The organism is Roseateles sp. AC306, assembly GCF_979253795.1.
In genome coordinates, this window is the sequence record NZ_CEEDEB010000008.1 from 100439 (window position 1) to 114520 (window position 14082).

Annotated in this window: 12 protein-coding genes and 1 riboswitch; of the genes, 8 read left to right on the top strand and 4 right to left on the bottom strand. The window is 67.0% G+C overall.

The annotated features are described in order from the left end of the window. Nucleotides 1-27 precede the first annotated feature (27 nt). The 3 genes from secF to yajC form a co-directional block, all read right to left on the bottom strand. On the bottom strand, nucleotides 28-1062 hold the full coding sequence (gene secF, locus AC0IZJ_RS16825; protein ID WP_471851977.1) for a protein translocase subunit SecF: 1035 nt from the start codon (nucleotides 1060-1062) through the stop codon (nucleotides 28-30). A gap of 9 nt (nucleotides 1063-1071) precedes the next feature. Continuing rightward, nucleotides 1072-2976, bottom strand: a complete 1905-nt coding sequence (gene secD, locus AC0IZJ_RS16830; protein WP_471851979.1) for a protein translocase subunit SecD — start codon at nucleotides 2974-2976, stop codon at nucleotides 1072-1074. Nucleotides 2977-3044: 68 nt separating this feature from the next. Continuing rightward, complete coding sequence (yajC, locus tag AC0IZJ_RS16835; RefSeq protein ID WP_471851981.1) at nucleotides 3045-3374, bottom strand: preprotein translocase subunit YajC; 330 nt, start codon at nucleotides 3372-3374, stop codon at nucleotides 3045-3047. Between the two features lie 143 nt (nucleotides 3375-3517). Between yajC and AC0IZJ_RS16840 the strand changes: the two genes are divergently transcribed. The 3 genes from AC0IZJ_RS16840 to AC0IZJ_RS16850 all read left to right on the top strand — a co-directional run bounded on the left by AC0IZJ_RS16840 (nucleotide 3518) and on the right by AC0IZJ_RS16850 (nucleotide 6909). Then, nucleotides 3518-5227, top strand: coding sequence for a diguanylate cyclase domain-containing protein (locus AC0IZJ_RS16840; RefSeq protein WP_471851983.1), 1710 nt, complete (start codon nucleotides 3518-3520; stop codon nucleotides 5225-5227). Further along, a complete protein-coding gene (locus tag AC0IZJ_RS16845; protein WP_471851985.1) occupies nucleotides 5208-6305 on the top strand; it encodes a DNA glycosylase AlkZ-like family protein in 1098 nt (365 codons plus the stop codon). The genes AC0IZJ_RS16840 and AC0IZJ_RS16845 overlap by 20 nt, the downstream gene beginning before the upstream one ends. A 253-nt stretch (nucleotides 6306-6558) precedes the next feature. Further along, nucleotides 6559-6909, top strand: coding sequence for an RNA recognition motif domain-containing protein (locus AC0IZJ_RS16850; RefSeq protein ID WP_471851988.1), 351 nt, complete (start codon nucleotides 6559-6561; stop codon nucleotides 6907-6909). 71 nt (nucleotides 6910-6980) lie between these two features. Here the strand turns inward: AC0IZJ_RS16850 and AC0IZJ_RS16855 are convergent, their stop codons facing one another. Next, complete coding sequence (locus AC0IZJ_RS16855; RefSeq protein WP_471851991.1) at nucleotides 6981-7994, bottom strand: aldo/keto reductase; 1014 nt, start codon at nucleotides 7992-7994, stop codon at nucleotides 6981-6983. Nucleotides 7995-8061: 67 nt separating this feature from the next. After that, a riboswitch (S-adenosyl-L-homocysteine riboswitch) is annotated at nucleotides 8062-8140 on the top strand. A 75-nt stretch (nucleotides 8141-8215) separates the two neighbouring features. Between AC0IZJ_RS16855 and ahcY the strand changes: the two genes are divergently transcribed. From ahcY to AC0IZJ_RS16880, 5 genes are all read left to right on the top strand, one after another. Continuing rightward, nucleotides 8216-9628 (top strand): adenosylhomocysteinase, encoded by a 1413-nt coding sequence (ahcY, locus tag AC0IZJ_RS16860; RefSeq protein WP_471851993.1) that lies wholly within the window; start codon nucleotides 8216-8218, stop codon nucleotides 9626-9628. Nucleotides 9629-9638: 10 nt separating this feature from the next. Next, nucleotides 9639-10385 carry a TlyA family RNA methyltransferase gene (locus AC0IZJ_RS16865; RefSeq protein ID WP_471851996.1) on the top strand — a complete coding sequence of 249 codons (747 nt, stop codon included), beginning with the start codon at nucleotides 9639-9641 and terminating at the stop codon, nucleotides 10383-10385. Then, nucleotides 10382-11215 carry a methylenetetrahydrofolate reductase [NAD(P)H] gene (gene metF, locus AC0IZJ_RS16870; protein WP_471851999.1) on the top strand — a complete coding sequence of 278 codons (834 nt, stop codon included), beginning with the start codon at nucleotides 10382-10384 and terminating at the stop codon, nucleotides 11213-11215. The genes AC0IZJ_RS16865 and metF overlap by 4 nt, the downstream gene beginning before the upstream one ends. A gap of 71 nt (nucleotides 11216-11286) precedes the next feature. Beyond that, nucleotides 11287-13587, top strand: coding sequence for a TonB-dependent receptor plug domain-containing protein (locus AC0IZJ_RS16875; protein ID WP_471852002.1), 2301 nt, complete (start codon nucleotides 11287-11289; stop codon nucleotides 13585-13587). A gap of 21 nt (nucleotides 13588-13608) precedes the next feature. Further along, nucleotides 13609-14073 (top strand): low molecular weight protein-tyrosine-phosphatase, encoded by a 465-nt coding sequence (locus AC0IZJ_RS16880; protein WP_471852005.1) that lies wholly within the window; start codon nucleotides 13609-13611, stop codon nucleotides 14071-14073. Nucleotides 14074-14082 lie beyond the last annotated feature (9 nt).

The window sequence follows — 14082 nt, forward strand, 5'->3', positions numbered from 1 at the left end:
CGGCGGGAGTGGCAGTTGCGGATCACTCTACACGACGGCCCCGGAATTCGGGTCGGCAGGGTCGTCTCGATTCACGGTCGCCTTCACCAGGTCTTCACGCTTGACGCCCAGCCACATCGCGATTGCGGCGGCGACGAAAACCGAGGAGTAGATGCCGAACAGAATACCGATGGTCAGTGCAACCGCGAAGTAATGCAGCGTGGGGCCGCCGAACAGCAGCATGGACACCACCATCAGCTGCGTGCAGCCGTGGGTGATGATGGTGCGGCTCATCGTCGAGGTGATCGCGTGGTCGATGACCTCATGCGTGTTCATCTTGCGGAACTTGCGGAAGGCCTCGCGCACCCGGTCGAAGATGACGACGGACTCGTTGACCGAGTAACCCAGCACCGCCAGGATGGCCGCCAGCACCGCCAGCGAGAACTCCCACTGGAAGAAGGCGAAGAAGCCCAGGATGATGACCACGTCGTGCAGGTTGGCGATGATGCCGGCGACGGCGAACTTCCATTCGAAGCGGATGGCCAGGTAGATCATGATGCCGATGACCGTCGCGGCCAGCGCCAACGCGGCGTCATGGGCCAACTCGGCACCAACGGCCGGGCCGACGACCTCGGAGCGCGACAGCTTGATGGGTTCGGCACCATCGGCCTTGGCGCAAATCTGCTTGTCGACCTGTTCACCCTGCGGCGTGACCTGGTTGTGGTGGGTGACCGTGCCGGCCTCCGCCTTGCACAGTTCGCCGAAGACCTTGTCGACGACCTCGGTCTGCTTCTCGCCCGCGCGCACGGGCAGGCGGATCATCACGTCGCGCGAGGAGCCGAAGTTCTGCACCTGCACTTCGCCATAACCCATCTTCTCGATGACGAGGCGGGTCTTCTCGATCTCGGCCGCCTGCGGGTAGGCGACCTCCATCACGGTGCCACCGGTGAATTCGATGGAGAAGTGCAGGCCACGCGTGACCAGGAAGAACACCGCGGCCGCGAAGGTGAGGAAGGAAATGGCGTTGAAGATCAACGCATGCTTCATCAACGGCAGGTCGCGCTTGATGCGAAAGAGTTCCATCTTGAATCCTTAAGCCTTGGCGGCCACGTCGGTCGCGTCGGTCGTGCCCGCAGCGGGCTTGTCGGCGTCAGGCTTCCAGATCTGCCCGATGGAGACGCCCTTGAGCTTCTTCTGGCGGCCGTACCAGAGGTTCACGAGGCCGCGTGAGAACACGACGGACGAGAACATCGAGGTCAGGATGCCCAGGCAATGCACAACGGCGAAGCCCTTGATGGGGCCGGAGCCGAACACCAGCAGCGAGACGCCGGCGATCAGCGTCGTCACGTTGGAGTCCAGGATGGTGGCCCACGCCCGCTCGTAGCCAAGGTGGATGGCTTGCTGCGGCGTGGCGCCGCCACGCAATTCCTCGCGCACGCGCTCATTGATCAGCACGTTGGAGTCGATGGCCATGCCCAGCACCAGCGCAATGGCCGCGATGCTCGGCAGGCTCAGCGTGGCCTGCATCATCGACAGCGCCGCAATCAGCAGCAGCAGGTTGAAGCCCAGCGCCAGCGACGAGAACACGCCGAACAGCAGGTAGTAGACGCACATGAAGGCGGCCACGGCGGCAAAGCCCCAGGTGACGCTGGCGATGCCCTTCTCGATGTTTTCCTTGCCCAGGCTCGGGCCGATGGTGCGCTCTTCAATGATCTCCATCGGCGCGGCCAGCGAGCCGGCGCGCAGCAGCAACGCCGTGTCGGCGGCCTCCTGCGTGTTCATGGCGCCGGAGATGTTGAAGCGGTTGTTCAGCTCGCTGTTGATCTTGGGCGCCGTGACGACCTCGCCCTTGCCTTTCTCGAACAGCAGGATGGCCATGCGCTTGCCGACGTTCTCGCGCGAGACCTCCTTCATGATCCGCGCGCCCTTGGCGTCCACGGTCAGGATGACGGCGGGGTTATGGTTCTCGTCGAATCCCGGCTGCGCGTCGATCAGGCTGTCGCCGGTCAGGATGACCTGGCGCTTGACGATGATGGGGCCGAAGCCGCGGTCGATGAAGCGCTCGGTGCCGAAGGGCACGGGGCCGTTGCCCTTCAGCGCCTCCAGCGACTCGGCGCCGTCGTCCACCATGCGCAGCTCCAGCGTGGCGGTGCGACCGATGATGTCCTTGGCCTTGGCGGTGTCCTGCACGCCGGGCAATTGCACGACCACGCGGTCCAGGCCCTGCTGCTGGATGACGGGCTCGGCCACGCCCAGCTCGTTGACGCGGTTGTGCAGCGTCGTGATGTTCTGCTTGAGCGCTGCGTCCTGCACCGCCACTTGCGACTGGGGCGACAGGCTGCCGGTCAGTTGCAGCTCACTGGCTTCGCCGCGGGCCGCCCAGATGACTTCGGGAATCTGGTTCTTCAGAAGATTCTCGGCAGCCGTGCGCTGCTCGGCATCGCGGAAGGCGATCAGTACCGTGTTGCCGTCGCGGCTGATGCCGGCGTGGCGGATGTTCTTCTCGCGCAGCATGGTGCGCACGTCACCGGTCAGCGCCTCGGCCTTCTTGGTGAGGGCCGCCTTCATGTCGACCTGCATCAGGAAGTGCACGCCACCGCGCAGGTCCAGGCCCAGGTACATCGGGTTGGCGTGCAGCGCCGTCAGCCAGTGCGGCGAGCGCGACAGCAGGTTCAGCGCAACGATGTAGACCGGCTCGGCCGGATCGGGGTTCAGCGCCTTGCTGATCGCGTCCTTGGCCTTGAGCTGGGTGTCGGTGTCGCCGAAACGGGCCTTGATGGAATTGCCATCGAACTGCACGAAATCCGGCTGGACGCCGGCAGCCTTCAGCGCGTCCTCGACGCGGGCCTGCAGCGCGGTGTCGACCTTGACGGTGACCTTGCCCGAAGACACCTGCACGGCCGGCGCTTCACCGAACAGGTTGGGCAGCGTGTAGAGGGTGCCGATCAGCAGCGCGACGAGCAGGATCGCGTACTTCCAGAGCGGATAGCGGTTCATGAGACTTCCTTGTACGCGCCTGAACGGCGTGGTCAGCGCCGCCGAAGATGGCGCCGCGCCGGCTTAGTTCAAGCTGCCTTGACGGAGCCCTTGGGGAGAACCTGGGTGATGGCGCCACGCTGGATTTGCAGTTCCACGCCGTTGGCCACTTCGATGTGGACGAAGTTGTCGCCCAGCTTGCTGATCTTGCCGATGACACCACCGGCCGTGACGACCTCGTCGCCCTTGGCCAGCGCCTCGATCATGGCCTTCGCCTCTTTCTGGCGCTTCATCTGCGGTCGGATCATCACGAAATAGAGCACGACGAACATCAGCACCAGGGGCAGCATGCCGAGCAGGCCCGAATCGGAACTGGCGGCGGCCGGAGCGGCCTGGGCGTAGGCGTTGGAGATGAACACGGTGATTTCCTAGGGGTTGAGGCGGCTGTGGCCACGCAAAGCAACCTTGAATTCTAGTGCCGCGCCGTTTCGGGCCCGGGCGGGCCTGCTAACCTGCCGGCCGCCTCAACCTACGCTGCGGAGCCCCCTTGCCCAAGAGGACGTTGTCCGACCGTCTGAGCCTGCGTCGCCTGCTGACCCTGCCCCACGCGGCACTGGTGCTGGCGCTGGCGATTCTGATGGGCGGTCTGTCCTGGCGCGCCGCACGGGATACGGTGGACAGCCTCTCCGGCCAGCTGCTGGTCGAGACCGTCAGCCGCATCGCCGTACAGGTGGAGCGCCACGCCGGCGGCGCCGATGCGGTGCTGGAAGCCGCCTTCCCGACCGGCCTGCCCGTGCCCGAAAGCCTTGCCCAGGAGTTGAACGCGCTGCGCGAGCGCTTCTGGCTGGCCACCTCGGTGCACCGCAACCCCAACAACTACGTCTACTACGGCGACCGCCGAGGTCATTTCATCGGCCTGTGGCGCTTCTCCGAGCTGGAGGCCGAGATGCGGCTGCGCACCGGCGAAGCCGGGCCGCGCACCCTTTACCGGCTCAGCGGCATCACCGGCCCGCTGCGTTCACCGGTCACCGAAGACCGCGTCTTCGACCCGCGCGAGCGGCCCTGGTACCAGGCGGCCCTGGCCCAGCCGTCGGCGCTGGGCTGGACGCCGGTCTACGTCGACTTCAAGACCCAGGACCTCATCGTCACGCGCACCAAGCGCATCGTCAACGACGTCGGCGAACCCGAAGGCGTGGCGGCCACGGACCTGCCGCTCAAGCAGGTCAATGCATTGCTTGGCCGACTGGCCCTGGGCGAGAACGCGGTGGCCATGGTCGTGGAAGCCGACGGGCGCCTCATCGGTGTGTCGCGCGGCGCGCACATGAAGACACCGGCGGTGGACGAGCACGAGCGCCTGGACGCGCGGCAAAGCCCTGACGCCCTGGTTGCCGCCAGCTTTGCGGCGGTGCGCCAGCGCGACGCCGGCGGTGTGCCCGGCACCTTCAGCTTCGACGGCGCCGATGGCCGCAGCGTGCAGGTCGGCCATGCCCGCCTGGACCCTGCATTGGGGCTGGACTGGCTCATCGTCGTGGCCGTGCCGCGAGACGATTTCCTGGCCGGACTGCAGCGCGGCGCCGTGCAGTCCGCCGTGCTGGCCTGCGTGGCGACGCTGGCCGCGCTGGCGCTGGGCTGGACCACGTTCGGCATCGTCAGACGCGAACTGCGCCGGCTCTCCGAGGCCGCCCGGCGCGTCGGTGACGGGGTGCTGGATGCACCACCCGAGACGCGCCGCAACGACGAACTGGGCGATCTGGCGCGCAACCTGGGGGACATGCAGCAGCGCCTGCTGACCGACCAGCTCACCGGCCTGTCCAACCGCAGCGCCATGCTGCGCCGCATCGAGGACCGCATCCTGCAACAACGCCGCCGTGGCGACCGCTGGCCTTTCGCCGTCATGCAGATCGACTTCGACCGCTTCCAGCAACTCAACGAACGCCTCGGCCACGCCGTGGGCGACGCGGTGCTGAAGGAAGTCAGCCAGCGCCTGCGCACCGGCGTGCGCATCGGTGACATCGTTGCGCGCTACGGCGGCCACGAGTTCCTGCTGCTGCTCGAATCGGTCGACAACCGCGCCGACGCCGAAGCGGCGCGCGCCCATCTGGCCGCAGCCATGCAGGCGCCGTTGCAAAGCCTTGGCGATACCCCGATCGACGCCAGCTTCGGCATCGCCCTCTACCCCGACGACGGCCAGGACACCGAGGCGCTGCTCAAGCACGCCGGCGCCGACATGCTGGCCCGCAGAACAAGCCGCCATGCCGACCCACAGCCTTGATCTCGCCACGCTGCGCCGCCACGCCGTCGCGCGCAGCCTTTTCACACCAACGACGCTGGTGAAGGCCATCGAAAAGCTCGGCGGCTTCGTGCAGGCCGACCCGCTGCGCGCGCCGGCGCGAGCGCAGGACCTGACGCTGCGCCACCGGGTCAAGGGCTATCTGGCCGGCGACCTCGAGCGCCGCTACCCGCGCCTGCCGCTGCAGGAAGACTTCTTCATCAACTACGGTTTCGTCACGCCCGAGCTGCGCGCGCTGATGCACCCACGCAGCACCCGCCGCGTCTGGGACGCGCCGCGCCTGAAGCTGGCCGACGCGGTGCTGGCCGAGGTCGAGCGTCTGGGCGAGGCCCACCCCGCCGCCGTCGACGCAGCGCTGGGCCACGGACCGGTGAAGAACTGGTTCGGCGGCAACAGCCGGCTCTCCACCGAGCTGCTCGACGGCCTCCACTACCGCGGCCGGCTGGACGTGGTGAGGCGCGACAGCGGCACGCGCGTCTACCGCCTGGCGCCGCAATGGCAGAGCCACCCCGACCCGCAGGCCGCCATGGACGCGATGACCGACGTGCTGGTGCAGAAGTACGCGCCACTGCCGGCCGGCAGCCTGTCGCAGCTCATCAACATGCTCTTCCACGCCGCCCACCAGTGGGAAGGCCTGCGCAAGCCGACCCTTGCCCGCGCGAAGGCCAGGCTGGGCCACGCCCAGGTGGACGGCGTCGACTGGTATTGGCCGGCCGACGAAGACCCGACACGCGGCTGGCGCATCCCGTCGCAGGTGCGGCTGCTGGCGCCCTTCGACCCGGTCGTCTGGGACCGCCGCCGCTTCGAGCTGCTGTGGGGCTGGGCCTATCGCTTCGAGGCTTACACGCCGGCGGCCAAGCGGGTGCGGGGCCACTACGCGCTGCCGCTGCTGTGGCGGGACGACGTGATCGGCTGGGCCAATGCCAGCGTGAAGGGCGGGCGGCTGCAAGTGGACTGCGGCTACGTGGCCGGCCGCGCGCCGCGCGAGGCGGGGTTCAAGACAGCGCTCGATGCGGAGTGCGCAAGGTTGGCGGATTTCCTGGGGGTCGATGCAAGCTGACCCAACGTCAGTTACATCGGCAAGGCATATGGAGCCGTCGAAATATATTCAAAAGATATAATCCGCCCTGTCGGGCCAACGCCTCGGGTTGGCACCCAGCGCTGGTTGCAAGCGTGCAGACCGAGCCGCCACGCGTGCTGACGATCTGGGTCACGCCAGATCCTGCCCACACCGGCCCACCCGCTGCGGACATCCGATTCGCAGATTCGCAAAACCGCATCCTGACGGTGCGGCAATACTCAGAAAGGCTCCTTTGAGCAGCAAGATCTACGTGGGCAACCTGCCCTACTCCGTGACCGATTCCAGCCTGAAAAGCAACTTCGCCGAGTTCGGTGGCGTGTCCTCCGCCAAGGTCATGATGGACCGCGAAACCGGCACGTCCAAGGGCTTCGGGTTTGTGGAAATGGTTTCTGCCGAAGTCGCGCAGGCCGCCATCTCCGCCCTGCACGGCATGACGGTCGACGGGCGTTCCATCGTCGTGAGCCTGGCCCGCCCCCGCGAAGCAAGCAAAGATTCGAGCGGCTACAGCGCCAATGGCTACACCGCAACCAAGCGCACGGACGTCGGCTACGGCACGGGCGGCTTCGGCGGCGGTCGCTACTGAATCCAGCGGCCCCTCGCAAATGACCGGCTCTCCTGAGCCGGTTTTTTTTTTGCCGTTGCGGGGCCGCCAACCTAGACGTTGACGCTCCCCATCTGCGCCGCGGGGTAGCGCGTGCCGGCCACCGCATGGTCGGCGAGCAGAGCGTTGATGCGCTCACGGCGGCCGGTGTCGAAGCGGATATGCGAAGCCAGCGCGTTCTCGTCCAGCCGCGCGACGTTGCGCGTGCCGGGGATGGGCACGATGTCGTCGCCTTGGCCCAGCAGCCAGGCCAGCGCGAGCTGGGCAGACGTGTAGCTCCACTCTTCGGCCAGCGCCGCCAGCGCGTCTGCCAGCGCGAGGTTGTGATCGAGGTTGTCGCCCTGGAATCGCGGGTGCACGCGGCGGCGGTCGTCGGGGCTGAGCTGGCTGGCCGAGCGGATGGCGCCGGTCAGGAATCCCCGGCCCAGCGGGCTGTAGGGCACCAGCGCAATGCCGAGTTCGCGGCAGGCGGGCAGCACCTCGGCCTCGACGTCGCGGCTCCACAGCGAGTACTCGGTCTGCACGGCGGCAATCGGGTGCACGGCGTGGGCACGGCGAATGGTGGCGGCTGAGGCCTCGGACAAGCCCAGGTGCTTCACCTTGCCGGCCTGGACCAGCTCGGCCATCGCGCCGACCGTCTCCTCGATGGCCACGGTCTTGTCGACCCGGTGCTGGTAGTAGAGGTCGATGTGGTCGACACCCAGGCGTTGCAGGCTCGCTTCACAGGCCTGGCGCACGTAGGTCGGGCTGCCGTCGATGCGCACGACGGCGCCGTCCGGCGCGCGGACGTGGCCGAACTTGGTGGCCAGCACCACCTCGTCACGGCGCAGGGCGAGCAGGTGGGACAGCAGGCGCTCGTTGCTGCCGCTGCCGTACATGTCGGCGGTGTCGAGGAAGTCGATGCCGATGTCGAGCGCGTGGTGCAGCACGGCCAGCGAGCGCGCGTCGTCGGCGGGGCCGTAGAACTCGGACATGCCCATGCAGCCCAGGCCCAGGGCCGAGACCTCGGGGCCGGCGGCACCGAGGCGGCGGCGCGGCAGGTTTTGTGCGGAAACGGGATTTGTCATCGCGGAACTCCTTCGGCTCATCATCGCCGCAGCGCCAAGCCCCTTGCACCGGGCCTAGAATGCACGGCTCTCCGAGGAGCGTTGCAACCTCAGCACCCATTGAGGCCAGGCTCGGAGACTTCACCCTGCAACTGCGCTCACCCGTTGGCCGACCGTGCCTGGGTGAGGTTTGACTCCCCGGCACGTCTGTCAGCGGCTTCATTCGCTTGAAGGAGCCCTGCATGAGCAACACCGACCACCTCGTCAAAGACCTGTCCCTCGCCGCCTGGGGCCGCAAGGAAATCAAGATCGCCGAGCATGAAATGCCGGCGCTGATGGCCATCCGCAAGGAGCACGCCACCACACAGCCGCTCAAGGGTGCGCGCGTCACCGGCTCGCTGCACATGACCATCCAGACGGCCGTGCTCGTCGAGACGCTGCAGGCGCTGGGCGCCGAAGTGCGCTGGGCCTCGTGCAACATCTTCTCCACGCAGGACCACGCCGCCGCCGCGCTGGCCGCCGTGGGCACGCCCGTGTTCGCCTACAAGGGCGAGACGCTGGAAGACTACTGGGACTACACCCACCGCATCTTCGAATTCGCCGGCAAGGGCGAGCCGGGCGAAGGCCCGAACATGATCCTGGACGACGGCGGCGACGCGACGCTGCTGATGCACCTGGGCCAGAAGGCCGAGAAGGATCTCTCCGTGCTGGCCAATCCGGGCAGCGAGGAAGAGCGCATCCTGTTCGCGGCCATCAAGGCCAAGGTCGCCCAGGACCCGACCTGGTACACCCGCAAGAGCGCCGAGATCATCGGCGTGACCGAAGAGACGACCACGGGCGTGCACCGCCTGAAGGAAATGTCGGCCAAGGGCACGCTGCTGTTCCGCGCCATCAACGTGAACGACTCGGTCACGAAGAGCAAGTTCGACAACCTCTACGGCTGCCGTGAATCCCTCGTGGACGGCATCAAGCGCGCCACCGACGTGATGGTGGCCGGCAAGATCGCCGTCGTGGCCGGCTACGGCGACGTGGGCAAGGGCTCGGCGCAGGCGCTGCGCGCGCTGTCGGCCCAGGTCTGGGTGACCGAGATCGACCCGATCTGCGCGCTGCAGGCCGCGATGGAAGGCTATCGCGTCGTGACGATGGAGTACGCCCAGGACAAGGCCGACATCTTCGTGACGACGACCGGCAACAAGAACGTCATCCGCCACGAGCACATGCTGGCGATGAAGAACAACGCCATCGTCAGCAACATCGGCCACTTCGACAACGAGATCGAGGTCGCGGCGCTGGAGCAGTACGAGTGGGAAGAGATCAAGCCGCAGGTCGACCACGTGATCTTCCCGGACGGCAAGCGCATCATCCTGCTGGCCAAGGGCCGCTTGGTGAACCTGGGCTGCGGCACGGGCCACCCGAGCTACGTGATGAGCTCGTCCTTCGCCAACCAGACCATCGCCCAGATCGAGCTGTACGCGCACAAGGACAACTACGCCGTCGGCCAGGTCTATGTGCTGCCCAAGCACCTGGACGAGAAGGTCGCCCGCCTGCAGCTGACCACGCTGAATGCGCAGCTGACTGAGCTGACCGAGGAGCAGGCCGCTTACATCGGCGTGAACAAGGCGGGCCCGTACAAGCCGGACGCCTACCGCTATTGATCGCTCCTTGATGCGTGCAGACCAGATCCTCGTCGCGCAAGGCCTGGCGCCCACGCGCTCGGCCGCCCAGCGCCTGATCCAGAACGGCGCCGCCGAATGGGCTTCGCCCACTGGCTGGGCCGTGCTGAAGAAGGCGGGCGAGGACCTGCCCGAGACGGCGCAGCTGCGCGTCACCGATGACGCGGAGCTGCGCTATGTATCGCGTGGCGGGCTCAAGCTGGAAGGCGCGCTGGACCACACGGGTTTCGACGTCAGCACGCACACGGTGCTGGACATCGGCCAGAGCACCGGCGGCTTCACCGACTGCCTGCTGGCGCGCGGCGCACGGCATGTCGTCGGCATCGACGTGGGCCACGGACAGCTGCATGCGCGGTTGCAGACCGACGCGCGCGTGTCGTCGCTGGAGGGTGTGCATGTGCGCGAGCTGGGCGTGCTGCGCCAGCATGCACCGACGGGCGGCTTCACGCTCATCGTCGGCGACCTCAGCTTCATCTCCATGGTGGGCAGCCTGCCCGAGCTGCTGCCCTGGCTCGAGTCGCACGGCCATCTGCTGGTGCTGGTCAAGCCGCAGTTCGAACTGGGGCCGAAGGCACTGGACAAGCGCGGTCTCGTCAAGGACGAGGCCGACTACCCGCGCCTGGAAGGCCGCGTGCGCCTGGCCTGTACGGCGCTTGGCCTCAAGGTGCTGGACTATTTCGACAGCCCCATCACCGGCGGTGATGGCAATCGCGAATTCTTTTTGTGGGCCTCTCGATGAGCACGCCTGTTTCGTTTGAATTCTTCCCTCCGAACACGCCGGTCGGCGTCGAGAAACTCAAGACCGTCGTGCAGGAACTGGGCGCCTTGTCGCCGCAGTACTTCAGCGTCACCTACGGCGCCGGGGGCTCCACGCGCGACAAGACGCTGAATGCGGTGATGGACATCGCTGAGGCCGGCTTCAACGCCGCGCCTCATCTCAGCTGCGTCGGTTCCACGCGGGAGAACATCGCCGAGATCCTGGCCACCTACCGCGACCGCGGCATCAGCCGCGTCGTGGCGCTGCGCGGCGACCTGCCCAGCGGCACGGCCACGGCGGGCGAGTTCCGCTACGCGTCCGAATTGGTCAGCTTCATCCGTGAGACCCAAGGCAAGGATTGGCACATCGAGGTGGCCGCCTACCCCGAGACACACCCACAGCAGCGTTATGCCGCGCGCGACCTGCAGCACTTTGCCGACAAGATGAAGGCCGGTGCCGACGGCGCCATCACGCAGTTCTTCTTCAACCCGGACGCCTACTTCCACTTCGTGGACGAGGCACGCCGCCTGGGTGTCACCCAGCCCATCGTGCCGGGCATCATGCCCTTCCACAACTACGGTCGCATCGCCCAGTTCGCACAGCGCGACAGCATCGAGATCCCACGCTGGGTGCAGATGAAGATGGAGGGCTTCATGGACGACGCCACCAGCATCCGCGCATTCGGGTTGGACGTCGTCACCAGGCTCTGCGAGCGATTGATTGCAGGTGGTGCGCCTGGCGTGCACTTCTACACGCTCAACCAGTCGGCGTTGACGCTAGAACTTTGCAAGCGCCTGGGGCTTAACGGCTAAGTCGTTCTCCGCTCATGTAAATGAGCGCTTTACGTGATTCAGCGTAACCATGCGTACGGAGAATCGCGGCCATGAGCCGTTCCCTTCTAGCGCTGGCTGCGCTCTGCGCTAGCGCCCTGTGCGCGGCCCAGACACCGCCCGCCTCCCCCGATCCCAAGCCCGCGGCCGCCAGCGCCCCCGCGCCGGCTGCCAGCAGCGCGGGCAACCGCCTGGACCGCGTCGAGGTCAGCAGCGGCCCCTCCGCCAACAGCCGGCGCCGCAACAGCACGGCCAGCAAGATCGTCATCGAACGCGAGGACCTGGAGAAGTACGGCGACACCGCACTGGGCGACGTGCTGCGCAGGCTGCCCGGCGTGACCCTCGGCGGCCGCCCGGGACGTGGCGGCGACATCCGCATGCGCGGCATGGGCGGCGGTGCCACGCAGATCCTCGTGGACGACGAACGCCCGCCGCCCGGCTTCGCCGTGGAGGACCTGCCGCCCGACCAGATCGAGCGCATCGAGATCTACCGCGCGCCCACTGCCGCCACCGGCGCGCGGGCCATTGCGGGCACCATCAACATCATCCTTCGCGAGCCGCTGCAGAAATCGAACCATGAGGTGCGCCTCGGCGTGGGCTGGGACCGCAACGAACCCCAGGCCGACGCCAGCTGGACGCGCAACCTGAAATGGGGCGGGCCCAACGGCGACGAGTTCGTCGGTGCCATCTCCACCAACGGCAACATCCGCCGGTTCTTCAACAATGTCGACACGGGCACCCGCAAGACCGACACCGAGACCGGCGAGGTCGTCGAAGAGAACACACAGGTCGGCAACAGCGAAAGCCAGAACACCAGCCTCAACGGCAATGCGCGGCTGCGCTGGAAGTACAGCGACAAGCTGACCTTCAACCTGTCGCCATCGTTCTTCCTGTCACAGAACGAGGGCAGCAGCCAGACCGACGGCCAAGGCACGCGCTTCCGCGACAACCACAGCGACAACGACGCCAGGAACCACAATCTGCGCCTGAACCTGTCGGGCGACTACCGGCCCCAGGTGGGCGAGAGCTTCAGCTTGCGCCTGGGCACGGGCACCTCCAAAAACACCCGAAACAGCCAACGCCGCGACAAGACCATCATCGGCGGCGTCACGACGGACCGCACGCAGGTCGACCACAACTCGGTCGAGGACAACCAGACCAGCGTGAGCGGCCGCTGGAGCCTGAAGACCGCCCAGGAACACCAGTGGGTCACCGGCGCCGAAGCGGAGCGCAGCGAGCGCACGCAGGTGGTCGACACGCTGGTCAACGGCGCGGTGCTGCCAGGCCTGGTGCGCTTCGGCAACACGCTGGCCACGAGCAACGAGCGCTTTGCCGCCTTCACGCAGGACGAGTGGAGCCCGAGCAAGCAGTGGTCAATTTACGCGGGGCTGCGCTACGAGCGCATCGAGACCACGGTCGCCGCCGCCGGCTCGCTGCCCGAGACCCGCAACCTGTCCCAGGTCACTTCACCGCTGCTCCACATCCTGTGGAAGCCCGAGGCCTTCCCCAAAGACCAGGTGCGCCTGAGCCTGACGCGCAGCTACCGCTCGCCCAACCTCAACGACCTGGCCGCCCGGCCCAGCATCAACACCACCTACCCCGAGGGCCCCAACGAGCAGACCCACGCCGACCGCGCCGGCAACCCCGACCTCAAGCCCGAGCTGGCCACCGGTGTCGACCTGAGCGTGGAGCACTGGCTGCCCACCGGCGGCATCATCTCGGGCACCGCCTTCTTGCGTGACGTCACGAACATGATCCGCCGGGACGTGCTGCTGGAGACGGTGAGCTGGGACACCGCGCAGCGCTGGGTCATTCGCCCGCGCAATATGGGCACCGCGCGCATGACGGGGCTGGAGTTCGAGTTCAAGGCCCGCATGGACGAGCTCTGGGAAGACGCGCCGGCCGAACTGCAGATGATGCTGCTGCGCTTCAACGCCGCTGTGTTCAAGAACAAGGTGCAAGGCTTTCCGGGCAACAGCAACCGCGTCGGCGACCAGCCGCGCGGCAGCTTCAACTTCGGCATCGACCACCGCTGGAAAGCCTGGGGCCTGAACTTCGGCAGCGGCTTCAACGCCAACTACGTGCCCGCCACCCGCGAGCAGGTGACGGAGACACTGCGCCGCGACATCACGGCGCGCCGCCAGTTCGACGCCTACCTGTCCTGGAGCAGCGGTGCCGTGCGCGACGGCATCAACTGGCGCCTGACCATGGCCAACCTGATGCCGCGCGACGCTGAGGACAGCTCGGTAGGCCTCAGCCCCAAAAGCGAAACTCAGCCCGAGTACCTGACCGAAAGCTGGTCGCGCAACAAGACCTTCCGCGTCATTTCCCTCCGGGCCGACATGCGCTTTTAAGGCACTGGCGAGAATGCGGCCATGACACGCCGCATCCTCTTCTTCTGCATGGGCAACATCTGCCGCAGCCCGACGGCCGAGGGCGTCATGCGTGCCAAGCTCAAGGCTGCCGGGCTGGATGTCGAGGTCGACTCCGCGGGCACCCACGGCTATCACATCGGCGCGCCGCCTGATGAGCGCAGCCAGGAGCATGCGGCCCTGCGTGGCTACGACCTCAGCGCGCTGCGAGCGCGCAAGCTGCTGGCTGAAGACTTCGCCCGCTTCGATCTGGTGCTGGCTATGGACGAGGACAACCTGGCCCACGCCGAGCGGCTTTGCCCGCCCAATCAGCGTCACCGGCTGAAGCTGTTGATGGATTACGCGCCGCATGCCGGGAATCCGCATGTGCCAGACCCGTACTACGGCGGCGCGGCAGGGTTCGATGAGGTGCTGGACCTGGTGGAATCGGCCTGCGACGGGCTGATCGCCTCGCTGCGCAGTCGCTGAGGAGGACTG

Coding starts and splice junctions, on each gene's coding strand:
- secD (WP_471851979.1), bottom strand. CDS start 2,976: ATGAACCGCTATCCGCTCTGGAAGTACGCGATCCTGCTCGTCGCGCTG.
- metF (WP_471851999.1), top strand. CDS start 10,382: ATGAGCACGCCTGTTTCGTTTGAATTCTTCCCTCCGAACACGCCGGTC.
- secF (WP_471851977.1), bottom strand. CDS start 1,062: ATGGAACTCTTTCGCATCAAGCGCGACCTGCCGTTGATGAAGCATGCG.
- AC0IZJ_RS16855 (WP_471851991.1), bottom strand. CDS start 7,994: ATGACAAATCCCGTTTCCGCACAAAACCTGCCGCGCCGCCGCCTCGGT.
- AC0IZJ_RS16865 (WP_471851996.1), top strand. CDS start 9,639: ATGCGTGCAGACCAGATCCTCGTCGCGCAAGGCCTGGCGCCCACGCGC.
- AC0IZJ_RS16845 (WP_471851985.1), top strand. CDS start 5,208: ATGCCGACCCACAGCCTTGATCTCGCCACGCTGCGCCGCCACGCCGTC.
- ahcY (WP_471851993.1), top strand. CDS start 8,216: ATGAGCAACACCGACCACCTCGTCAAAGACCTGTCCCTCGCCGCCTGG.
- AC0IZJ_RS16875 (WP_471852002.1), top strand. CDS start 11,287: ATGAGCCGTTCCCTTCTAGCGCTGGCTGCGCTCTGCGCTAGCGCCCTG.
- AC0IZJ_RS16880 (WP_471852005.1), top strand. CDS start 13,609: ATGACACGCCGCATCCTCTTCTTCTGCATGGGCAACATCTGCCGCAGC.